A 23,013-nucleotide genomic window follows, 5' to 3' on the forward strand; every position below is an offset into this window, starting at 1 on the left:
TTTGAATCAATAATCGCTTTAGGTGAGCTTAAAACTCGTAAAATCACTATAAAATTGATCTATTTCAAAATATCAAGCAGTGAAGGGGTTATAGTACACCTTGTCATCTCGTTAGTCATTGCGACTAACATGTTGAGCAAGATGACACTTCCTTTTGAAGGCTGACTTTACTTTCTCCTAATCAGGAAACTGATTACTTTTCAATTGGCGTAAGTTAATTGTTTTATAGATATTCCGACCACACAGTTATGTGTGGTTTTTTTTTGCTTCGATTTACTTTCCGTATACCTCTTACCGTTTTAACTCTCTATAGTTAACCATTAGTAATCGCATAAGAATCAAAGAAGTAGAGTAATTGAACTACTTGCTTCACGTTTATTTAAACGCACGTTTGATAAATTTAACAAATTCATTACAATGCATCAGGTCAGACCTCTTGTATTTAAGGAGAAACAATGGGCAAGCAGGAAGTAAAAACACGCAATGGTGAGCGTGTCGCTATTGTCGCGGGGCTTCGAACTCCCTTTGCTCGTCAAAGCACGGAATTTAGCCAAGTGCCAGCGGTCGATTTAGGGAAAATGGTAGTAAGCGAAATGCTTGCTCGAACAGATATTGATCCGAAGCTAATCGAACAAGTGGTATTTGGACAAGTAGTACAAATGCCTGAAGCGCCAAACATCGCACGAGAAATCGTGTTAGGCACCGGTATGAACATCCATACTGATGCTTACAGTGTGACTCGAGCGTGTGCGACGAGTTTTCAAGCGGCGGTTAATGTCGCAGAAAGCATCATGGCGGGAACCATCGATATTGGTATTGCTGGCGGTGCAGACTCTTCTTCCGTCCTGCCTATTGGCGTATCAAAGAAACTGGCCGCTAATCTGCTTGCTCTTAGTAAGACAAAAACAATGGGTCAGAAGCTTAGTATCCTCAAAAACTTGAGCTTTAAAGACCTGATGCCAGTGCCACCAGCAGTAGCAGAGTACTCTACGGGTTTATCCATGGGACAAACTGCAGAGCAAATGGCTAAAACACATGGTATTTCTCGCGCAGAACAGGATGCGCTTGCACATCGTTCTCATACGCTGGCTTCTCAGGCTTGGAAAGAAGGAAAAATCCAAGATGAAGTGATGACGGCTTTCCCTGAACCATACAAAAAATGGATTTCGGAAGACAACAATATCCGTCATGACTCAACGGTTGAGGGATACGCGAAATTGCGACCTGCGTTTGATCGTCAGTATGGCAGTGTTACGGCAGCGAACAGTACGCCATTGACTGATGGTGGTGCGGCAGTGATGTTGATGCGAGAAGGTAAAGCGAAAGAGCTCGGAATGGAGATCCTTGGTTACATCCGAGGTTATGCATTCTCTGCTATCGGCGTGGAAAAGGACATGCTGATGGGGCCGACTTATGCCACAGCGAAAGTGCTTGAAAATACAGGCTTGGAACTGTCAGACCTGACGTTGATCGACATGCACGAGGCCTTTGCTGCTCAAGCATTGGCGAATGTGAAGATGTTTGCTTCCGATAAGTTTGCTCAAGAAAACCTTGGTCGCTCAAAAGCGATTGGTGAAATTGATATGGATAAGTTCAACGTGCTTGGCGGATCAATTGCTTATGGTCACCCATTTGCTGCGACTGGTGCGCGTATGATGACGCAAACCCTACGAGAGCTAAAACGCCGTGGCGGTGGTATTGCATTGAATACTGCATGTGCTGCTGGTGGTCTTGGTGCGGCAATGATTCTGGAGGTTGAGTAATGAGCGAGCAAAAAGCATTTAGTCTAAAGGTTGATGAGCAAAATATTGCTTGGTTAGCCATCGATGTTCCTAATGAAAAAATGAATACGCTGCAGGCGGCTTTTGCTGACGAAATGAAAGAAATTTTTGCTCAGCTAAAAGACTCCAGTGGTATTAAAGGGATGATCATCCACTCCCTAAAACCGGACAATTTTGTTGCGGGTGCTGATGTTCGAATGCTAGAAGCATGCACCACAGCAAGTGAAGCGGAAGCCTTAGCAAGGCAAGGTCAGGAGTTGTTCCAGCAGCTATCGGACTTACCTTATCCTGTCGTTGCGGCTATTCATGGCCCATGTTTGGGCGGTGGTTTAGAACTGGCTCTTGCATGTGATTATCGTGTTTGTACGGATTCTGACAAAACGCGTTTAGGTCTGCCAGAAGTACAACTTGGTTTATTGCCAGGTTCTGGTGGTACTCAGCGTCTGCCACGTTTGATTGGCCTGTTACCGTCGTTGGACTTGATCCTGACGGGTAAACAACTTCGTGCGAAGAAAGCTAAAAAATTGGGCGTTGTGGACGCCTGTGTGCCTGACACCATTTTGCTCGACGTAGCAAAACAGTTTATCGACAAAGGTAAAAACAAGGGCACGAAAAAGCTATCGACGAAAGAAAAGGTGATGTCTGGTAGCGGGCTAGGGCGCAAGTTTGTATTTGAGCAAGCTGCGAAGAAAACGAATCAAAAAACTCGCGGTAACTATCCAGCAACGGTTGCAATTCTAGAAGTTATTCAACATGGCTTAGAGAAAGGCTTCGCTAAAGGTCAAGAACTTGAAGCGAAGCGCTTCGGTGAGCTTGTGATGAGCTCAGAGTCAAAAGCGCTCCGTTCGATCTTCTTTGCCACAACAGAAATGAAGAAAGAAAATGGCACGGATGCGAAACCAGCACCAGTTCATAAAGTTGGTGTGCTTGGTGGTGGTCTGATGGGCGCCGGAATCAGCCATGTGTCTGTTGCAAAAGCAAAAGTACCTGTTCGCATCAAAGACGTTAGCAACGATGGCGTTTTAAATGCGCTCAACTACAACTACAAGTTATTTGAGAAACAGCGCAAACGTCGCATTCTATCCAAGGCCGATCTGCAAGCGAAAATGCTGCAACTGTCTGGTGGTGTCGATTTTACCAGTTTTAATCATATTGATGTCGTAATTGAAGCCGTTTTTGAAGACTTAGATCTTAAGCAAAAAATGGTGGCGGACATTGAAGCAAACGCTAAGACAGAAACTATCTTTGCGACCAATACTTCTTCGTTGCCTATCCACAAAATTGCAGAAAAAGCGGAGCGTCCAGAAAACGTAGTGGGTTTGCATTACTTCAGCCCGGTAGAAAAAATGCCGTTGGTGGAAGTGATTCCGCATGAAACGACGTCAGATGAAACCATTTCAACAGTCGTTGCACTTGCTAAAAAGCAAGGTAAAACCCCGATCGTAGTGAAAGACAAAGCGGGCTTTTACGTGAACCGCATTCTTGCGCCATACATGAACGAAGCGGCGCATATTCTGCTGGCTAACGAACCGATCGAAAAGATTGATACGGCGTTGCTTGATTTTGGTTTCCCTGTTGGCCCGATTACCTTGTTGGATGAAGTTGGTGTCGACATTGGCGCAAAAATTATGCCGATCCTGGTTAATGAGTTAGGTGACCGATTCAAAGGGCCGGATGTGTTTGATATCTTGTTAAATGATGGACGTAAAGGACGCAAGAGTGGTAAGGGCTTTTACAGTTACAAGGGCAAGAAGAAAGATGTCGACAAATCGGTTTACAAACTGCTTAAGCTCGACCCTGAATCTAAGCTAAGCGATAACGATATTGCGTTGCGCTGTGTGCTGCCAATGTTGAATGAAGCGGTACGTTGTTTGGATGATGGCGTCATTCGCTCGCCACGTGACGGTGATATTGGCGCGATATTTGGTATTGGTTTCCCACCGTTCTTGGGTGGTCCGTTCCGTTACATGGACCAATTTGGCATTAAAGAGCTCGTAGAGAAAATGAATGAGTTTGCATCGAAGTATGGCGATCGTTACGCGCCATGTGATGGTTTGCTTACTCGAGCTGGTGAAGGGACAACGTTCTATTAAACGTTGCTTCGGTAGAGAAAAAGGCTTGCCAGTGGCAAGCCTTTTTCATAAAGAAGAAATGGTTACTTCTTCTTGTCTTTCTTATCTTTATTGTGGCCTTTACCTGGGTTGTCGTCCCCGTGAACGCTGCTGTTACCTTTTTTGTCTTTATCATTCCACTGCTTTGAAGAGCAATCATCTGATTTGATGGATACATTGTCTCCGCTAAGGCGCACACAGTCGTCACTTAATTCGAAGCCATCGCCTTTGACTGAGATTTCAGCGTAAGCAGATGCCAATGGCAGTATAAGAGCCACTAGTAAAAGTGCTTTTTTCATGATTACCTCATTAAGTTATTTTTAGTGCGGTAATTAGAGATAAGCCGCAATGGCGTAATTTCAATTTTCTGCCAATTATGGTGCCGATTCAATCTATGAGACCGACAACCTCATGGGTTTGTAGGTACATTCTAGTAATCGACAATTTTATTTCTGAGCAACTAGATCACCCCAAGCCGCAATCTTTTGGCCGAAGTTGGAACTCTTCAATCGATCCTATTTCTTGTCCTAGATGGATGCGCGGAGCCTCCGAATGCGCTTGACCTTGAGAGTGCATGATCAAACGATTTGCAGTACGAGGTTTCAATTCGTTCACAACGAAGCGAATCATGTCTGCGCGCGTCAGCTTCTTCAACTCCGTAAGTACCTTGTCACGTTGGTTAAACTCAGTGTCTTTGTTTCCTATTGCAACCCAAAGACGTTGAGCTCGTCCTCGAAGTGTGGTGTCAGGCGTTGCTATTTGGTTCCACAAGCCGCGCTTACTGCTGTGCCATTGGTAATCGTTTAACTCTAACAACACCATATAAAAGGCATTTAAAAACTCATCGATTGAGGTAACCAGCTCGGCAGGTGCTGCATTAGGTGACTGCACATACAGTACAATACCAGGGTGACGATTTAGCGGCATATTGCCAGTGCCTACCATGTAACCTAATTGCTGCTTGGTACGGATTTCGTGGAAAAACGTTGCCGACATAAGGTGATTGGCCAATGAGTATAGCGCGATACTGCGAGGCTCAATATCCTCGCACTGGTGGTAAATAACGACCGCGGAATCTTGCTGATTACAATGCACCTCACGTTGAAAACTGCCATTTTTACCTAGCATAATGAGCGGACGAAGTGCCTCTTCATAACGTTGCTCGTTAACTCTTAGAGCATCCTTTAAGGTCGTTGCCATGTCATGGGCTTGCTGGCGTTGCCAGTCTCCGTAAACAAACATTTCAACGTGCAGTTCTGCAAGAATGGATTCTACGAATACCGAGAGTTCATCGACTTCGATTTCTTCTAGCGCTTCGACTAAGGTTGCGAAAGGCGGGTTATTGGGTTGAAGTAACCCAGTAAGTGCGTTAAACAGCTGCGAAATAGGGCGATCTTGTGAAGCATTTCTCCAGTTTCGTAACAGTTGTTGTTTGATGGTTTCAAAGCGAGCAGGGCTGAAATCTCGAGAAGCAAAACGGTGCAGAATCATTTCTAGCAACTGAGGCAGCTTTTGACTGAACCCTGAGAGGGTTAAGGTCACGCCACCTTGGTGAGCGTACATGTTGTAACCCATCCCTGCGATTTCTGCTTGATAGGTTTCTTTTGCTAGCGAATCGAGGAACATCTCTACACATAAGCGCGTTTTGACGATGTTCTTTGGTGATGCAACGGCATGAGAGCTGTCGATAGCGACATAAACGACACCTTTAGGCACGCGAAATTCGTCATCTTGCAAATGCCACAGCCGAAACCCTTCGAGATCCTCAATCAACTCTGGCAGCGAATCACCATTTTCGAGTGGCATGGGGTCGAGGTCGTAGCAAATATAAGGGTTCTTTTTCGGTAAGACGAATTGCCAGCTTGGGTCGATTTGTTGATAGAAACGACGTTGGCCTTCACTAAAAGGTGTGACGGAGTACGGGGTAAAGTACCATTCGGCAGTACGGTTGTATTCCAGGCCTTTAGCAATCAAAGTGACGCGTACATTATCGATGGTTAAGTATCGCAGCAATGAACGCTGTAACTCCTCATCGTAGCCCGCCATTTTGTAGTCACCATAAACCGTGTCTTCCGGTTGATAGTGCTGCATGTTGATCACCAGATGGCTGACGAGATCCATTGGGCGCGATGGCTCTTGGAAGCGGAAAGCCGATTCTAATACCGCTTGTTTTTCGAGATAGCGCCATTCATCTAACCCGTCTTGTTTGATCATCGAGAGGTATTGAAAAACCGCTTGAACGATATCATCAACATGATCTAAGCCGTTTGGCGTCAGGGTGCAGCTTACGGTAAAGTCTCGGTAGTTACTGCCACTCGCGCCGCCGCCCGCTGAGAGAGAGGTAATCCAGCCTTTTTCTTTGAGTTGAAGCATCAAACTGCCTTCTCCTTCATAACCCAACAGGTGAGCAAAGTAGGAGAGTGGCTTCACGCTATAATGCGCATCCATTCCCGGCATGGGGAATGTGAGAATCAGTTTACGGAACTCTTTGAGCGGCTCGACTTGAACCAAAATGCCCGTGCTTTCCTCAGTGCCGATCGGTACATCAATCGATTTTCCACGAAGATGGTGATTTGGGATGTCGGCAAACATGGCTTCTACCCAAGCTTGCTGTTCATCGAGCGGCTGTGGCCCAAATAGAGTCAGTGTCATCAAATCGGCGGAATACTGAGAGTGGTGAAACTCTACAATTTCGTCGCGGATGGATTTACCATCTCGGTCGCCAAGAGTATCTAAGTTTCCGACAGAGAATTTTGAAAACGGGTGCTCTGGATTTATGACTTCTTTGTTAACTTGATACAGGCGACGAGAATCATCATTAAGTTTGAGCTTGTATTCGGAGTCGACAGCCTGTCGCTCTTTGTCTAATGCTTCTTCGTTAAACAAAGGTGCGGTAAAGAATTGGCTAAATCGATCTAAGGCACTTTCAAAGGCATTTGGAGCAATATTGAAAAAGAAACAAGTGTGCTCTGTGCCCGTCCAAGCGTTGTTTGTTCCACCGTGTTGGCTAATATAGCTTTGAAACTCGCCCACTTTAGGGTATTTTTCCGTACCCAAAAAAAGCATGTGTTCTAAATAGTGTGCCAGACCTTGGCGATCGTTTGGGTCGTCGAAGTGTCCAACGTTCACTGCCAGAGCAGCTGCCGACTGTTGAGCTGTATCGGAATGAATCAGCAGTACACGCAGTTCATTGCTCAAGGTAATGTAGCGGTATTGATTTGAATCGTTAGGACTTAGATGCACGATGCGTCTCCAGATTTCGCATTACAGTAATTTAGGCTCCCCTCGCGGGGGGCGCAAAGTTTGCGTTTCGACAAATACTGCTTGCCGTATTTTTGTTATTCGTAGACTTCTGCACAGGCCCATCGCGTTTGCGTATGGGGAAGAACTGTTTGAGTGAATGCTCTGAACTCATTGCACAGTTAAATAGTGTGATGAACTGAGTACATTCTTTTAATAGATTGTTAAGAAAGTCGCTATCTTTAACAAGCGAATTGGTATAATGAATAGATAATTATATCAGTATTTTTGTTTCGTCATTGTTAAAGTTAGCCCCGTCTATCTAATAAAGATAGCAGTCAACCTTTTGGTAGCGTTAGCTATCCCTAGGAAATAACATGAAAATATTCATCATGCGTCACGGTGAAGCCGAGCATTTTGCAGATTCAGACGCAGCACGACAATTGACCCCAAGAGGCAGAGTCGAATCAGAAGCGGTTGCGAGAGCCTGTAAAGAACAGGGTTTTGCGCAATTCGATAAAGTGTTGGTGAGTCCGTACATTAGAGCTCAACAAACTTGGCAAGAGATCAGTGCGTATTTCTCTGCAAAAAGCATTGAAACTTGTGAAGATATTACACCTTATGGCCAGTCCGAGCATGTCTTCGATTTCGCAAGTGCATTAATCGAAGTCGAACAATTGGACTCGCTTTTGTTCGTATCGCATTTGCCTTTGGTCGGTTATCTGACTTCAGAGTTTGTAAAAGACATGACACCACCGATGTTTCCTACATCAGGGCTAGTGTGCATTGAATATGATTTACAAACACAAAATGGTGAAGTGCTTTGGCATATTACGCCATAAGTGTCTAAACCAAAATAAGCGTTTGCAAATTAGAGACAGAATAAGAAAGGCAGGAGATCCCTGCCTTTTCGTTTAGTGTCTACAGCAAGCCTGTTACTTTTCAGGAATAGAAAGCAACACTAACAACGCACCATCACCACCAAATTCTAGTGGCGCTTGGTGAAAAGCCATAACGTCAGGATGCTGTGCTAACCAAAGTGGGGCTTTCTGTTTCAGGATGTGTTTCCCAATACCATGTTGCACACACGCACAATGAATCTCGTTTTTGATGCAATAGGCTATCATCGCACCAAGCTCGCGTTTTGCTTCTTGCTGTGTCATGCCGTGCATATCGAGGAACACGTCCGGTACATACACGCCACGACGTAGACGTTTGACTTCATAAGTGGAGACGTCGTCACGTGCATAACGAGTTGGACCTTCATCGTTTAATAGAGGGACAAACTCGTCTGAAAAGTAAAATTCAGAGTCACTCGCTTCACGGTTGGAGCGCTTGATTTCTTTTTGCTTAGTATTTTTTTTTGGTTGCTGGATTATGGTATCCTGTCGCAACTTTTTTACGCCCTGTACTGCTTCCTGAAACAAGGCGAAATCGTCATCGTTCTCGGTGTCTTTTTTGCTCATTAGGTAAACAATTTCATTAATAAACTTTATTGGCAGTATTGTAGCGCTTTTCGGAGGCAATTTTGGATAAGATTTTTGTAGAAGAAGCGGTATCGGAACTGCATACCCTTCAAGATATGATTCGTTGGACGGTAAGCCGCTTTAATGCAGCGAACCTGTTTTACGGTCATGGTACTGATAATGCGTGGGATGAAGCTGTTCAGCTTATCCTGCCAACCTTATACTTGCCGATTGATGTGCCTCCGCACGTATTGAACTCTCGCCTAACGACAAGCGAGCGTCTGCGTATTGTTGAGCGCGTAGTAAAACGCATCAACGAGCGTACGCCAACAGCATACCTAACAAACAAAGCATGGTTCTGCGGTCTTGAGTTCTTCGTTGATGAGCGTGTACTTGTGCCACGCTCTCCTATCGGCGAATTGATTCAAGCGGAATTCCAACCTTGGTTGGTGGAAGAGCCTACGCGCATCATGGACCTATGTACGGGTTCTGGTTGTATCGCGATTGCTTGTGCGCACGCTTTCCCTGAAGCAGAAGTGGATGCGATCGACATCTCTACAGATGCTCTACAAGTGGCTGAGCAAAACGTACAAGATCACGGTATGGAGCAGCAAGTGTTCCCAATTCGCTCTGATTTGTTCCGTGATCTTCCAAAAGAGAAATACAATCTAATCGTGTCTAACCCACCATATGTGGATGAAGAAGACATGAACAGCCTGCCAGATGAGTTCACGCATGAGCCTGAGCTTGGTTTAGCTGCGGGTACGGATGGTCTAAAACTTGTGCGTCGTATTCTAGCTAACGCGCCAGATTATCTAACAGATAACGGCATTCTTATTTGTGAAGTCGGAAACTCAATGATTCATATGATGGAACAGTACCCAGAGATTCCATTTACTTGGATTGAGTTCGAGAACGGCGGTCATGGCGTATTTATGCTAACGCGTGACCAGCTGGTTGAGTGTGCAGAAGAGTTTAAACTGTACAAAGACTAATAGAGTCTTGCACTAAACATCAAAACACCGAGCTTTATGCTCGGTGTTTTTTTATGCATACCTCGCCGATATTAACTCTTTACATCAAAACGTAATAAAGCCACTATGAATCCACGAAGAATTGGAAAGCAGCTATGCTCTGTTTTGAGAGAGCGTGGCGATAAAAACTTGAGGAAGTAATGGCAGGAAACAGTATCGGACAACATTTCCGAGTGACGACATTCGGGGAAAGTCACGGTATCGCACTGGGATGTATCGTAGACGGATGTCCTCCGGGGTTGGAAATTACAGAAGCAGATCTACAAATCGATCTCGACCGCCGTCGTCCAGGCACATCACGTTACACCACACAACGTCGTGAACCGGATGAAGTTAAAATTCTTTCTGGCGTTTTTGAAGGCAAAACCACGGGCACATCGATCGGTTTGCTAATTGAAAACACCGATCAGCGCTCAAAAGACTACTCTGACATCAAAGATAAGTTCAGACCGGGTCATGCTGATTACACTTACCACCAAAAATATGGCATCCGCGACTATCGCGGTGGCGGCCGTTCTTCAGCTCGTGAAACCGCAATGCGTGTGGCTGCTGGTGCAATCGCGAAGAAATACTTAAAAGATGAGTTTGGTGTTGAGATTCGTGCTTACTTGTCACAAATGGGTGATGTATCTATCGACAAGGTAGATTGGAACGAAATCGAGAACAATGCATTCTTCTGCCCTGATGCTGACAAAGTAGAAGCATTTGACCAACTTATCCGTGACCTGAAAAAAGAAGGCGACTCTATTGGCGCAAAAATCCAGGTTGTGGCAACTAACGTGCCTGTTGGTCTTGGGGAACCCGTATTTGACCGTTTGGATGCAGACATCGCGCACGCACTAATGAGCATAAACGCGGTGAAAGGCGTGGAAATCGGAGACGGTTTCGAGGTGGTAAACCAAAAAGGCAGTCAACACCGTGATACGCTTGCTCCTGAAGGTTTTGGTAGTAATCATGCGGGTGGCATTCTTGGCGGTATCTCGACTGGTCAAGACATTGTCGCTAACATTGCGCTTAAGCCAACATCAAGTATCACTGTGCCGGGTGAGACCATCACAAAAGAAGGTGAACCAACTCAGTTGATCACCAAAGGTCGTCATGACCCATGTGTGGGTATTCGTGCTGTGCCTATCGCAGAAGCGATGCTGGCAATTGTGGTGATGGATCATTTACTACGCCACCGTGGTCAAAACCATGGCGTACAAACCGAGACTCCAAAGATTTAAGAGCTTTGTGTCATTCCAGCGAGCTATAGCGAGACTAGGAATCTAATTTCAGCACGATGAAAAGAGAAAGAAACATCTCTGACAACAGAGTGCTCGGATAATAGATCCTGAATCATGCTCCTTCGTCGCTGTTCAGGATGACTGAATATAAAATTATGCCACTCACTGAATCGCGGGTGGCACAATTTTATCAGGCAAACTTTTTTGTTTAAGTAGTTTTTGCTTAATGAATCGAGCCTTCGGTTTCCAAATGGAAAGAAGGCAGACGCCACTTAAAGCGCACTGCAGCCATACGCAGCATGTAACCAGTAACCAGTGTAATGATCGTGGCAGTGACATCGGGAACATTGAATTCTAATAGCGCTAAGTACATTCCTGATGCGATAAGAGCGACAGAAGCGTAAAGCTCTTCATGCAGTACCAATGGTGTTTGGCGACAGATTAAGTCACGAAGTAGCCCACCGAATACACCCGTTACTAACGCTGAAACCATACAAATACCAGGGTGCAAGCCCATGCCCATCGCAATTTTTGTTCCGATGATACTAAACACGATTAAACCTAATGCATCGAGGCGAATGAACAGACCTTTCAGCTTAATCACCCATTTCGCTAAACCTGTTGTTAGCACACCTGCAACACACGTAATTGCAAGGAACTCTGGGTTTTTTACCCAACCAAGAGGGTAGTGGCCTAATAGAATGTCACGTACGGTGCCACCACCAATGGCCGTTGCGCTGGCCACCAACATAACACCAAACCAGTCCATCTTTCTTCTACCAGCACTTAACGCACCTGTCATGGCTTCAGCCGTGATACCAATGATATACAACACACTTAGCAACATAGGGAAACACTCAACGTAAAAAGTCACTACGTTCTACGAGAATCAGCGTAGGCGAAGTAACAACACTTACAAACGGTTCTATCTCTCTTAAAAAGTGATTAAAACCAGCAACATGCTTGTAATCAAACGGCTTAAAAATAGCGGTTTGAACGGCATCAAAATAAGGCGAGAGTGTAGTGGTAAATAAGTACGCTGACGAATGAGAAATTGTATGGAGAAAGCGACCTTCAGATAAATTCAACTAATAACCAAAAATGTGGGGTTGCCTTTACCTCATAGCTAAAAACAGCGACAATATGCAGCGCATGTCAAACTGAAGTACAAACTCGACGATGACCCACGAATACCAAGACTTAATCACCATTTTTAATGACACCTTTTTAGAACAATTTAATACGAAATTAGAGTTAGGTGGTGATGAGCCTATTTATCTTCCTGCTGATGATGAACACCCTCATCATCGGATTATTTTTGCTCGGGGTTTTTACGCCTCTGCTTTACACGAGATTTCGCATTGGTGTGTGGCTGGTCCAGAGCGTCGTTTGCTGGAAGATTTTGGCTATTGGTATGAACCCGATGGGCGAACAGCAGAAGTTCAAGCGGAGTTTGAGAAAGTTGAAGTGCGACCTCAAGCTTATGAATGGATTCTGGCACAAAGCGCTGGCTTCCCTTTTACGGTGAGTTGTGACAATCTACACGGCGATTTTGAACCAGATAGGCTCGGCTTTATGAAAAAAGTGCATAAAGAAGTGCTAGGTATTTTGGACGTTGGCTTGCCTTTGCGAGTGAAAATGCTTTCTGATGCCCTGCGCGCATTTTATCAAACTAAGCCACTGGAAGCGTCGGACTTTTGCGTTAAATAACCACTAATAACCTCAGAGATACACCATGATTATTGAATTTGAAGAAAAACTACTGGAACTGATTGATGCTCGAATTGAAACAGCATCTGACGATGAATTGTTTGCTGGTGGTTATTTACGTGGTCACATCTCTTTATCCGCGGCGTCTTGTGAAGAAGAAGGGATTAGCGATATTACTGAGCTGAAGTCACGCATTGAGAGCAGCTTAGAAGATGCGCGTACCGAGTTAAGCCCGGCCGATCGCGTGATTGTCAGTGATTTGTGGCAAGAGCTCCAGGCTCAGGCTTAATCCCTAAGCAGCGTTCTCCCTTTATTTAATCCTAGTCATTTACTACTTCGAAAAATTCGAACCTCTCCATAAAATTTTTGTGGTTGTAGCGAAACAGTTCAACTTTTATTCTGATCAGCATAAAACGTGAACAAAGGATTACAACCATGAAAATTGTCGCATTTGGTGCATCTACCAGCTCTACCTCAATCAACAAACTACTTGCTACATACGCAGCAAACCAAGTCGAAGGCGCTCAAGTGAATGTTCTAGACTTAAACGATTATCAAGCGCCAATGTTTAGCGAGGACAAAGAGAAAGAAATAGGTCAAGCTGAAGGGGCTGTCGCGTTTTTACGTGACTTGGCGGAGGCTGACGCTCTCGTTGTTTCCTTCGCAGAGCACAACGGTTCGTACCCAGCGGCCTATAAAAACTTGTTCGATTGGGCGACGCGCATTGAGCGTAATGTATTTCAAAACAAACCTGTCGTTTATTTAGCAACTTCCCCAGGTCCCGGTGGTGCACAAAGTGTTCTTGCGGCGGCGACAGGTTCTGCTCAATTTTTTGGCGCGGATGTAAAGGCATCGTTATCGGTGCCGAGCTTCTACGAAAATTTTGACGTGGAATCGGGTAAGGTTGTAAACCCAGAAGTGGCAGAGCAAGTGAAACAGGCAGTTGCACTGCTGAAGTAATCTCAGTACGAGCGACTTAATGAGTTAGCGATTCCCGACACGTATCTGTGTCGGGAATTAAAACGAGAGAATACCCTTACAGCTCGGTAATGGCTTTGCCTTTTCTTAGTTTACGAACCCACATTCGACTTGGGTGAAGTTCGGTCAATACATCAACCGGTAATGGCAGCGGGTCCCCACAGATCTGGGAGGCCAACACTTCAGCTAATAATGGTGCAGAGCTCAGTCCACGAGATCCTAAACCTAAGAAGCAGAATAGGTTAGGGTACTGATGAATGGTTTCTACCTCTTCTTCTTTTTGATTTTGTAAGTTGGCGTATTGCGTTTTGATCGTCTCAAAGTCACCCACATTTCCGACAAATGGTAAGTGATCTCGGCTAACACAACGAATACCTTGGCGAGATTGATTACCAGTGATATCTACCTCTTTTGCCCATGTTTGATTCGGTACACATTTCACTAGCTTTTCCGCATTATCTTTTTGGGCGTTTTCATCAAATTCGTAGTCAAGGTGACTGCGGTCGTAGCTTGCACCGATACACAAGTGTTGATTACTTGGGTTAACAGGTGTCATGTAACCGTCGTAACACAACACCGTTTTCAGCTGACTCAGCGTTTCGGTTGCTGGCGCATGACTGACTTGTCCTTTCACTTGTCCCATTGGTAGGGAAGCGGTTTGACTCAATGTCTGGAACTCATGGCCGTTCGCAATCACAACCGTTGAGTGCTCAAATGTTTGACCACTCGCCGTTAGTAGCCAGAGCTGACGCTTTTCATCCCAATCTAATGCCTCAACATGGTGTTCAAACTTCGTTGAGAGTAACGACGTCTGCTCCAATTGTTTAATTAACCCACGAGTTAACTCGGCAGGGCACAGCCACCCTCCCATTGGGTAGTGCACAGATGCCATATCAATAGGTAACCCGATAGTGTTCGCAGTCTCCTCGGCGGACAGCTTGTGAATGAGCTCTGGTGTGAAGTTACCCGCAAGTATTTTCTCCAGTTTGTCTGTGGATTTGTCATCCCACATCAACTGAGTCACGCCACACCAGTCATGATCAAAATCGATCTCTTGTGCTGCTTGTTCAACAAACTGACGTGCGAACAAAAATGCAGGAGCAAACACTCGTGAAACACCCGTGTGCGGGCCATTAAGCAGTGGATAAACGGCTCCTTGTCGATTGCCTGAAGCTCCTTTGGCTGGTTGTTTGTCTTTACAGTAAAGGGTGACGTTTTGGCCACGACGAACTAACGTTTTCGCTAACGCCGCGCTGGCTATACCACCACCAATGATGGCTATCGAATCAAGATTGCTAGATGCTGTGCGATTGAACCAAGGGAGATGGTTCGACTGCTTTTCACGTTGCTCCATAGAGCCGGCGATCATTTCTCGTTTAGTGCCGAAACCTTTCACCTTTTTCATTGTAAAGCCAGCTTCGTTCAAACCACGACGTACAAAGCCTGCTGCGGTAAACGTGGCAACTGTACAATCTTGCTTGGCTAGCTTTGCCATGTTGTTGAACAGGCCTTGGTTCCACATCTCTGGGTTTTTGCTTGGCGCGAATCCATCTAAGAACCAAGCATCAATCAAACCTTGTTCGTTGTATGGGACTTGCGGCATGCAGTCTTTAATGTCACCAAACCAAAGGTCGAGTGTGATTGCACCGTCTTCTAAAACAATGCGATGACACTCCGGCACAGCGGCAGGATAGTGCTTTTGTAACTTTTCCGCGTACTCAGCTAGCTCAGGCCAAGCTTCATGCGCCTTCTTTAAATCGGCTTTGCTTAATGGGTATTTTTCAAAGCTAATAAAATGCAGCTCTTTCAATGTTGCGTCCGGATGCTGACGACGAAACTCACTAAACCACTGGCATACTGCTAAGAAGTTTAATCCCGTGCCAAATCCTGTTTCACCAATGACAAAACGTCTTTGGTCAAATTCCTGCCATCTTTCTGGGAGATGATTTTGTTTTAAGAAAACGTAGCGTGTCTCTTCAAGACCGTTTACGTTAGAGAAGTAAACATCATCAAATTGGTCTGAAACCGGAGTACCAGCTTCGTTCCAACCAAGTTCTGCGTTTTTTATTGAAGTCATAATGGTGCAAATTTGTGATTTGGCGCGGTAAGAATGGGGCGATTGTACGAATTTATGGGAAAGCTGACCACTTTTGTTGACTATCTTAGTTATCATCTAGCGGATTTTTGAATTATAGGAATGTCATAATGAAACGAGTCGTAATCACCGGTATGGGTATTGTTTCAAGTATCGGTAACAACGTCGAAGAAGTTCTAGCGTCTCTTAAAGCGGGCAAATCTGGCATCACTGCATCTGAGCAGTTCAAAGAACACGGTCTTCGTTCGCAAGTATGGGGTGACCTAAAAATCAACCCGGCGGAACACATCGACCGTAAGCAGATGCGCTTTATGGGTGATGCGGCTGCTTATGCATACCTATCAATGGAGCAGGCAATCGCAGACGCTGGTCTTACAGAAGAGCAGGTTTCAAACGACCGTACCGGTATCGTTGCAGGTTCTGGCGGTGCTTCTGCATACAACCAAACGGTAGCGACAGACACGATGCGCGCCAAAGGCGTAAAGCGAGTTGGTCCTTACATGGTTCCTCGTACTATGTCTTCTACTGTTTCTGCTTGTCTTGCTACGCCATTTAAGATTCGTGGCGTGAACTACTCAATGAGCTCTGCATGTGCAACATCTGCACACTGTATCGGCCATGCTATGGAGCTTATTCAACTAGGCAAACAAGATATTGTTTTTGCTGGTGGCGGCGAAGAGCTAGATTGGTCTCAAACTATGATGTTTGATGCGATGGGCGCACTGTCAACCAAATACAATGACACGCCAGACAAAGCATCTCGTACATACGATGCAGACCGTGACGGTTTTGTTATCTCGGGCGGCGGCGGCATGCTGGTTATTGAAGAACTAGAGCACGCACTGGCACGTGGTGCGAAAATCTACGGTGAAATCGTAGGTTACGGTGCGACATCAGATGGCTACGACATGGTAGCGCCATCAGGTGAAGGCGCAATTCGTTGTATGAAGATGGCGATGCAAGACGTTGATGGTGTGGATTACATCAACACGCACGGCACATCGACACCAGTTGGTGACGTGAAAGAGCTTGGTGCTATCCAACAATTGTTTGGTGAGAACAGCCCTGCAATCTCTGCAACAAAAGCAATGACTGGCCACGCACTCGGCGCAGCGGGCGTGCACGAAGCGATTTACTCAACACTTATGCTAGACAAAAACTTCATTGCTCCAAGCATCAATATTTCAAACTTGGACGAAGCAGCACAAGGTCTGGACATCGTGACAGAAGCTCGTGATGCAGAGCTAACGACCGTAATGTCAAACAGCTTTGGCTTTGGCGGCACAAACGCAACTTTGGTTATTAAAAAGTACCAAGGTTAACTGAATTTGTTGGCGCCTTGCGAGAGTACTGTAAACGCCAACAATCCAGTTTCCAGAGCTTGATCAGTCACACTGATCGAACAGACGCAGACTCTATCCCATGGAGAGCGGGATAGGATCCTTTTGTTCTGGAACTTTGCCCGGCTATTTAGCCGGGCTTTTTCTTTTCTCTGTTTCTGCTTTTCTCTAGGCTTCCCGTCAATTGATTCTATAGGAGTTACCTCCTTGAGGTTTATTGGTGTTATATCTTGAGATTTTTCGGGAAAAGGGCACAATCGCTTTAGTTTCGCATCTTGCGAATAAACGAACTCATACAAATGGATGTTAGAACGCTGGCGCTATGAAAATTATTGTTGATGAAAATATGCCGTATGCTGAAGAACTATTCAGCCAACTCGGTAACGTAATTCTAAAACCAGGTCGTACACTGACCGCCGATGATTTAGTGGATGTTGATGCCCTAATGATTCGCTCAGTCACCAAAGTGAATGCTGACCTGATCAGCAAAGCAAACAAGCTGAAGTTTGTTGGTACGGCCACGGCAGGCATGGATCATGTTGACCAAGCACTCTTAAAAGAGAAAGGCATTTTCTTCACTGCGGCGCCAGGGTGTAACAAAGTGGGTGTGGCGGAATACGCGTTCAGCGTGATGATGGTGCTCGCTCAGCAACAAGGTTTCTCGGTATTTGACAAGACGGTAGGTATTATTGGTGCAGGCCAAGTAGGTAGCTACCTAGAGAAATGTTTGAAAGGCATGGGTATTAAAGTTCTCATCAATGACCCATTCAAACAAGAGGCTGGTGATCCTCGTAGCTTTACTCCGTTGACAGAACTGATTGAAAGCTCAGACATCATTACACTACATACGCCAATCACCAAAGATGGCCCATACCCAACGCATCATTTGATTGATGAGAAGGTGTTAAATGGTCTCCGCAGCGATCAAATTTTGATTAACGCGGCTCGAGGTCCCATCGTTGACAACGCTGCTTTGAAGCAACGTCTTTTGAAAAACGATGGCTTTACAGCGGCACTTGACGTATTTGAATTTGAACCAGAGGTTGATATGGAGCTTCTGCCTCTGCTAGCATTCGCAACCCCTCACGTTGCAGGCTATGGTCTGGAAGGGAAAGCTCGCGGTACGACGATGATTTTCAACAGCTATTGTGAGTTCTTAAATAACGAATTACGTGCGCATGCCAGCGATTTACTGCCAACCGCGCCTGTTCCTACTATGGTATTGGACAGAGCTTGGGACGAAGCAACACTGCATAACATCACGCAGTTAATCTATGATGTGCGTAGAGATGACGCTCTTTTCCGCCGTGAAATCAGTAAGCCAGGCGCTTTTGACCTGATGCGTAAAAACTACTGGGATCGCCGTGAATACAGTGCTGTCACGCTAGTGGGTAACAAAACATGTAACCTTGCTCCATTAGCAGAACTAGGTTTTCAGATTGAGGTAAGTCAATGAGCCAGCAATATAATGTTGCCATTTTAGGTGCGACCGGTGCGGTCGGTGAAACAATTTTGGATGTGCTTCAAGAGCGCAAATTCCCAGTAGGCGAAATCTTCCTACTCGCGAGTGAGCGCAGCGAAGGCAAGACTTACCGCTTCAATGGTAAAACGGTACGCGTTCAAAACGTAGAAGAGTTCGATTGGTCTCAAGCGCATATCGCACTGTTTTCTGCTGGTGGTGAGCTATCAGCCAAGTGGGCTCCAATTGCCGCTGATGAAGGCGTGATTGTTATCGACAATACATCACACTTCCGTTACGAGTACGACATTCCTCTTGTTGTGCCAGAAGTAAACCCAGAAGCGATTGCAGAGTTTCGTAACCGTAACATCATCGCGAACCCGAACTGTTCAACCATCCAAATGCTGGTGGCACTAAAACCAATTCACGATGCGGTGGGCATTGAGCGTATTAACGTATCAACTTACCAATCGGTATCTGGTGCAGGAAAAGCGGGTATTGATGAGCTAGCAGGTCAAACGGCGAAGCTGCTAAACGGTCTGCCTGCAGACAAGAAGCAATTCTCTCAACAGATCGCGTTTAACTGTATTCCACAAATCGATCAAATGATGGAAAACGGCTACACCAAAGAAGAAATGAAAATGGTGTGGGAAACACAGAAGATCTTTAACGATCCATCAATCACAGTCAATCCAACGTGTGTACGTGTTCCTGTATTCTACGGTCACGCAGAAGCACTCTACATTGAGACTCGTTCACCTATCGATGCACAAGAAGTCGTTAACTTGCTTGAACAAACTGACGGTATCGAAGTGTTCCACGGTGAAGACTTCCCTACACAAGTTCGCGATGCGGGCGGTAAAGACCATGTAATGGTTGGCCGTATCCGTAACGATATCAGCCATCATAGCGGAGTAAACCTGTGGGTTGTTGCTGACAACGTGCGTAAAGGCGCGGCAACTAACGCGGTGCAAATCGCAGAAGTTCTGATCCGCGATTACTACTAAGTCGTTTACAATTCATTTCAAAGCCTCGCACAGTGCGAGGCTTTTTTGTACGAACGAAACAAAATAGTGTGAGATTAGTACGAATATGGCGAGAGCCACACATTTTTTATTCTCAACGCTATAGTTTTGCATGCGATATCCGATATATTTAACCGATCACCATTTCAAATTGTATTTAGCACAAAACTGAGCCTTCTATGCGTCAAAATTATAAGCGTTTGTTAGCAGCCCTTGTGTTGATGAGCGCGACTCAGACATCATCAGTGGTTCAAGCCGAAGGAATTCGTCTTGTTGGACCGTCTGGTGAAGTGCAATCATCTCCGAGCTATGCTGAAGATATTGAGCGAGCATTACCTGCTCCTCCTGCGAATACTCAACCGTCACGTTTCTTTGGTCCGACTGGTGAAAATCAAACACTATGGTCGATCGCTTCAGAATTACGACCTTCACGCGGTGTTACCGTTCAACAAACGCTTCTTGCCATTTACCGAATTAACCCTCAAGCGTTTGAGAACCAAAACATTCATGAATTGATCCCAGGTAGTCGGCTACGAGTACCTTCTCTAGAGCAAGTGCAAAGCGCGACCACAGCGCAAGCTGTTGCGATTATGAAGGCGCATGAAGCTAAGTTAAAACAGCCGAAGCCGACAAATAGAGCGACGCCAGCACAACGAGTCACCGAGCAACCAAAGCCACAAATTAAAGTAGAACCCAAGCCTGCGGCTAAGCGAGAGACAGTGGCAGCAACGGAGCCAAAACCAACTCCGAAAACAATACCCGTCATCCCTGCGCCACCAGTAACCACCTCTCCGCAGGGTGAAAAGCAGGTCAGTGCGCTAAAGGACAAACTTCAAGGCTCACAAAGTGAATTAGAGTCATTAGAAGAGAAGAATCATCGTCTTCGATTGATGCTGTCAGAAGTGCAAAGCGAAGTCGAAACTTTGAAAAGCGAGCTGAATGACGAAGAACGCATTCGCTCGGAAGTCGAGAAGCTGCTTGCTGAAGAACGTCAGCGCCTTGCTGAACAACAACGCATGCAACCAAGCACCATGGACAAAATTTTGTCGAATGGTTGGCTTGTTGGTCTTGCGGCATTAATTCCTGGTGCTTTGATTGCGTTGCTAGTTGTTATGCTTCTTGGTCGACGCTCTAAAGCGAAAGAGGAAGATGCGGCTGCACAGGAACAGAAAAACGTTGATCCTCTTGCGGCGCCAATCGGTTTAGCGGCGGCGGATGAGCTTGATGAAGAGCTCACGCTTGATGATGAATTGTTTGCAGATGAAGATATCAACACACAGTCTTTACAAGAAGAGAAGTCAGATTTAGAAGAAGACGTCTTTGCTAACCTCGACGATGAAGAACTTGATTTCAATCTGGAAGGGGACGATGACCCATTTGCAGATATTGGCGATGACGGTGACCTAGATGTTGGTCTGGATGAGTTTGAGTCATCGAACAATGGTATCCAAGTCAACGGCGAAGAAAAGGCGCTTGGTTTAGAAGAAATGGAGCGAGCCTTAGATGAGGTTGCTCCAGAACTAGAAGTGCTCGATGACGATGAGTCTGGCTTCGATCTTTCGGATGATGCGAATGAGAAATCAGACTCGCTTTCAGACGACGCATTTGCCGAGTTACTTGCAGCTGATGAGCCGTCAGAAGAGTTACCAAGTGACACTGTCGACCAGGATATGCTTGATGACTTGTTTGCTGAACTTGGCAACGATGACTTCGATTTAGATACTGATGAGCCTGAGTTAAAACAGCCCGTTTCGGATGATGACTTTAGTGTAGGAGAGGCATCTGACGACGATATCGATAAGCTATTGGCCCAGTATGAACAACCGGCTAGTGAATCGGAAGTTCGAGAAGCTGACGCCAATGAAGGTCCTGTTCTAGATGAAAACAGTACAGAGCTACTCGATGAACTCATTGATTTTGATGAAGATGACACAGACGAGTTTGATCCACTAAACGAGCTAGAAGCAATCTCTGGTTTTGAAGGTGATGACTCGATCGAAGAGTTAGACGCAGATAGCACAGACTTACTGGATGAACTCATTGATGATGTTACCTCTGAACTTGATGAAGAGACTGAAGCTGATTTAGATCCGTTTGATGATCTGATTCGAGAGGACGAGAGCCCAGAGCAGAATAAATCGGAAGAGGAAGAGTTACTGAAATCACTTGGTTTTGGTGAATCAGACGCCGACGAAAAGCCATCTCCCGTAGTTGAGTCAGAACAAACTCATGAAGATCAGGACATTGAGTCTGGGTTGGACATCGACGCTTTATTAAGTGAAAGCCAGCCAGACACGCAACAAGCTGTAGAAGATCAACCATTAACCGAGCCAGAAGCTACTTCAGAGCCATTTAGCAGCGATGAATTTCTTGGTGATTTAGAGGACCTCTCACCAGAGAATGATCCTTTAATGAGCGAGCTAGACGACCTATTTGAGTCAGACAGTGAAGAACTTCTGCCAACAGAACAAGAAAAAGCGGATTTTTCTGCTGAACTTGACGCTCTATTTGATAGTGAAGACGATTTACCGCAGCAAGTTGAAAAAACACAAACGGAGATAGAGGAAGCTTCATCACTACAACAAGAGGCTACCGATACTGATTCAACACAAGAACCATCCGTGGAGTCCGGTGCTGAGGTACAGCCTCACGTTGAGCAAGAGGAAGACATTCCAGCCTTCACGCCGACACCAAATACAATAGAGAATGAATTCGGTGTTCCACAAGAAGAAGATTGGCTACTGGATGAGCCTGAATTGGAGCCGGAAACTGAGTCGACCAACGATTCAGAAGAAGAATTCAATTTTGATGAGCTAGATCTTCCAGAATTCAGCGAAGAAGATGCTCTAGCATCTATGGCTGGCGAACCTGCGTTAGAAACGTCCGAGTCCGTTGAACCAGAACAAATTGAAGCCGACTTGCCAGCTGAGTCCGAAGAAGAGTTCAATTTTGACGAGCTGGATCTTCCTGAGTTTAGTGAAGAAGACGCATTGGCGTCCATGGCTGGCGAACCTGCGTTAGAAACGTCCGAGTCCGTTGAGCCAGAACAGGTTGAAGCAGACTTGCCAGCTGAATCAGAAGATGAATTCAATTTTGATGAGCTCGATTTGCCAGAGTTCAGTGAAGAAGATGCACTGGCGTCTATGGCTGGCGAACCTACGTTAGAAACGTCCGAGTCCGTTAAGCCAGAACAAGTTGAAGCCGACTTGCCAACTGAGTCCGAAGAAGAGTTCAATTTTGATGAGCTCGATTTGCCAGAGTTCAGTGAAGAAGATGCACTGGCGTCTATGGCTGGCGAACCTGCGTTAGAAACGTCCGAGTCCGTTAAGCCAGAACAAGTTGAAGCCGACTTGTCAGCTGAGTCCGAAGAAGAGTTCAATTTTGACGAGCTGGATCTTCCTGAGTTTAGTGAAGACGACGCATTGGCGTCTATGGCTGGCGAACCTGCGTTAGAAACGTCCGAGTCCGTTGAGCCAGAACAAGTTGAAGCCGACTTGCCAACTGAGTCCGAAGAAGAGTTCAATTTTGATGAGCTCGATTTGCCAGAG

17 protein-coding genes are annotated in these 23,013 nt (G+C 45.6%); 12 read left to right on the plus strand and 5 right to left on the minus strand.

The annotated features are described in order from the left end of the window. The first annotated feature begins 455 nt into the window (after positions 1-455). Together fadI and fadJ are read left to right on the plus strand one after the other, a co-directional pair. Positions 456-1,763 (plus strand): acetyl-CoA C-acyltransferase FadI, encoded by a 1,308-nt coding sequence (gene fadI, locus R8N46_RS10135; protein WP_005384447.1) that lies wholly within the window; start codon positions 456-458, stop codon positions 1,761-1,763. Continuing rightward, positions 1,763-3,874, plus strand: a complete 2,112-nt coding sequence (gene fadJ, locus R8N46_RS10140; protein ID WP_115386223.1) for a fatty acid oxidation complex subunit alpha FadJ — start codon at positions 1,763-1,765, stop codon at positions 3,872-3,874. The genes fadI and fadJ overlap by 1 nt, the downstream gene beginning before the upstream one ends. Positions 3,875-3,936: 62 nt before the next feature. Here the strand turns inward: fadJ and R8N46_RS10145 are convergent, their stop codons facing one another. Further along, the gene (locus R8N46_RS10145) at positions 3,937-4,191 is read right to left on the minus strand and encodes a CG2 omega domain protein (RefSeq protein WP_065274741.1); all 255 of its coding nucleotides are present in this window, start codon (positions 4,189-4,191) and stop codon (positions 3,937-3,939) included. A 166-nt stretch (positions 4,192-4,357) separates the two neighbouring features. Further along, the gene (locus R8N46_RS10150) at positions 4,358-7,135 is read right to left on the minus strand and encodes an insulinase family protein (RefSeq protein ID WP_213972418.1); all 2,778 of its coding nucleotides are present in this window, start codon (positions 7,133-7,135) and stop codon (positions 4,358-4,360) included. 374 nt (positions 7,136-7,509) lie between these two features. Here R8N46_RS10150 and sixA point away from each other — a divergent pair, with 374 nt between their 5' ends. Beyond that, positions 7,510-7,974: a phosphohistidine phosphatase SixA gene (gene sixA, locus R8N46_RS10155; protein WP_005380537.1), complete on the plus strand. Its 465-nt coding sequence runs from the start codon at positions 7,510-7,512 to the stop codon at positions 7,972-7,974. Positions 7,975-8,067: 93 nt separating this feature from the next. Here sixA and smrB read toward each other — a convergent pair whose 3' ends face one another. Beyond that, complete coding sequence (smrB, locus tag R8N46_RS10160) at positions 8,068-8,598, minus strand: endonuclease SmrB (protein WP_005380539.1); 531 nt, start codon at positions 8,596-8,598, stop codon at positions 8,068-8,070. A 62-nt stretch (positions 8,599-8,660) separates the two neighbouring features. On the opposite strand from smrB, the gene prmB reads away from it, so the two are divergent. Further along, positions 8,661-9,593 carry a 50S ribosomal protein L3 N(5)-glutamine methyltransferase gene (prmB, locus tag R8N46_RS10165; RefSeq protein WP_005380541.1) on the plus strand — a complete coding sequence of 311 codons (933 nt, stop codon included), beginning with the start codon at positions 8,661-8,663 and terminating at the stop codon, positions 9,591-9,593. 179 nt (positions 9,594-9,772) lie between these two features. Then, positions 9,773-10,858 carry a chorismate synthase gene (gene aroC, locus R8N46_RS10170; protein WP_054576270.1) on the plus strand — a complete coding sequence of 362 codons (1,086 nt, stop codon included), beginning with the start codon at positions 9,773-9,775 and terminating at the stop codon, positions 10,856-10,858. A 223-nt stretch (positions 10,859-11,081) separates the two neighbouring features. Here aroC and R8N46_RS10175 read toward each other — a convergent pair whose 3' ends face one another. Further along, on the minus strand, positions 11,082-11,705 hold the full coding sequence (locus R8N46_RS10175; RefSeq protein ID WP_005380544.1) for a trimeric intracellular cation channel family protein: 624 nt from the start codon (positions 11,703-11,705) through the stop codon (positions 11,082-11,084). 332 nt (positions 11,706-12,037) lie between these two features. Between R8N46_RS10175 and R8N46_RS10180 the strand changes: the two genes are divergently transcribed. The 3 genes from R8N46_RS10180 to R8N46_RS10190 all read left to right on the plus strand — a co-directional run bounded on the left by R8N46_RS10180 (position 12,038) and on the right by R8N46_RS10190 (position 13,528). Continuing rightward, complete coding sequence (locus tag R8N46_RS10180) at positions 12,038-12,568, plus strand: elongation factor P hydroxylase (protein WP_005380546.1); 531 nt, start codon at positions 12,038-12,040, stop codon at positions 12,566-12,568. 25 nt (positions 12,569-12,593) lie between these two features. Continuing rightward, positions 12,594-12,857, plus strand: a complete 264-nt coding sequence (locus R8N46_RS10185) for a YfcL family protein (RefSeq protein ID WP_005380548.1) — start codon at positions 12,594-12,596, stop codon at positions 12,855-12,857. 146 nt (positions 12,858-13,003) lie between these two features. Further along, positions 13,004-13,528, plus strand: a complete 525-nt coding sequence (locus R8N46_RS10190; RefSeq protein WP_005380552.1) for an NADPH-dependent FMN reductase — start codon at positions 13,004-13,006, stop codon at positions 13,526-13,528. A 76-nt stretch (positions 13,529-13,604) separates the two neighbouring features. Here R8N46_RS10190 and mnmC read toward each other — a convergent pair whose 3' ends face one another. After that, complete coding sequence (gene mnmC / locus R8N46_RS10195) at positions 13,605-15,623, minus strand: bifunctional tRNA (5-methylaminomethyl-2-thiouridine)(34)-methyltransferase MnmD/FAD-dependent 5-carboxymethylaminomethyl-2-thiouridine(34) oxidoreductase MnmC (protein ID WP_053304162.1); 2,019 nt, start codon at positions 15,621-15,623, stop codon at positions 13,605-13,607. Positions 15,624-15,751: 128 nt separating this feature from the next. On the opposite strand from mnmC, the gene fabB reads away from it, so the two are divergent. From fabB to R8N46_RS10215, 4 genes are all read left to right on the plus strand, one after another. Then, complete coding sequence (gene fabB, locus R8N46_RS10200) at positions 15,752-16,963, plus strand: beta-ketoacyl-ACP synthase I (protein ID WP_005380557.1); 1,212 nt, start codon at positions 15,752-15,754, stop codon at positions 16,961-16,963. Positions 16,964-17,303: 340 nt separating this feature from the next. After that, positions 17,304-18,437, plus strand: coding sequence for a 4-phosphoerythronate dehydrogenase (locus R8N46_RS10205; protein WP_005380560.1), 1,134 nt, complete (start codon positions 17,304-17,306; stop codon positions 18,435-18,437). Further along, positions 18,434-19,447, plus strand: coding sequence for an aspartate-semialdehyde dehydrogenase (locus R8N46_RS10210; protein WP_213972419.1), 1,014 nt, complete (start codon positions 18,434-18,436; stop codon positions 19,445-19,447). Before R8N46_RS10205 ends, R8N46_RS10210 begins: the two co-directional genes overlap by 4 nt. Positions 19,448-19,644: 197 nt before the next feature. Beyond that, on the plus strand, positions 19,645-23,013 hold a 3,369-nt coding region (locus R8N46_RS10215; RefSeq protein ID WP_318117133.1), incomplete at its 3' end, for a FimV/HubP family polar landmark protein.

The sequence above is a fragment of the Vibrio sp. 1874 genome (genome assembly GCF_033344395.1).
GTDB lineage: Bacteria > Pseudomonadota > Gammaproteobacteria > Enterobacterales > Vibrionaceae > Vibrio > Vibrio alginolyticus.

Excerpts from the sequence above, each read along its gene's own strand:
- fadI (WP_005384447.1), top strand. The coding sequence starts at position 456 with ATGGGCAAGCAGGAAGTAAAAACACGCAATGGTGAGCGTGTCGCTATT.
- fadJ (WP_115386223.1), top strand. The coding sequence starts at position 1,763 with ATGAGCGAGCAAAAAGCATTTAGTCTAAAGGTTGATGAGCAAAATATT.
- R8N46_RS10145 (WP_065274741.1), bottom strand. The coding sequence starts at position 4,191 with ATGAAAAAAGCACTTTTACTAGTGGCTCTTATACTGCCATTGGCATCT.
- sixA (WP_005380537.1), top strand. The coding sequence starts at position 7,510 with ATGAAAATATTCATCATGCGTCACGGTGAAGCCGAGCATTTTGCAGAT.
- smrB (WP_005380539.1), bottom strand. The coding sequence starts at position 8,598 with ATGAGCAAAAAAGACACCGAGAACGATGACGATTTCGCCTTGTTTCAG.
- aroC (WP_054576270.1), top strand. The coding sequence starts at position 9,773 with ATGGCAGGAAACAGTATCGGACAACATTTCCGAGTGACGACATTCGGG.
- R8N46_RS10175 (WP_005380544.1), bottom strand. The coding sequence starts at position 11,705 with ATGTTGCTAAGTGTGTTGTATATCATTGGTATCACGGCTGAAGCCATG.
- R8N46_RS10180 (WP_005380546.1), top strand. The coding sequence starts at position 12,038 with ATGACCCACGAATACCAAGACTTAATCACCATTTTTAATGACACCTTT.
- R8N46_RS10185 (WP_005380548.1), top strand. The coding sequence starts at position 12,594 with ATGATTATTGAATTTGAAGAAAAACTACTGGAACTGATTGATGCTCGA.
- R8N46_RS10190 (WP_005380552.1), top strand. The coding sequence starts at position 13,004 with ATGAAAATTGTCGCATTTGGTGCATCTACCAGCTCTACCTCAATCAAC.
- mnmC (WP_053304162.1), bottom strand. The coding sequence starts at position 15,623 with ATGACTTCAATAAAAAACGCAGAACTTGGTTGGAACGAAGCTGGTACT.
- fabB (WP_005380557.1), top strand. The coding sequence starts at position 15,752 with ATGAAACGAGTCGTAATCACCGGTATGGGTATTGTTTCAAGTATCGGT.
- R8N46_RS10205 (WP_005380560.1), top strand. The coding sequence starts at position 17,304 with ATGAAAATTATTGTTGATGAAAATATGCCGTATGCTGAAGAACTATTC.
- R8N46_RS10210 (WP_213972419.1), top strand. The coding sequence starts at position 18,434 with ATGAGCCAGCAATATAATGTTGCCATTTTAGGTGCGACCGGTGCGGTC.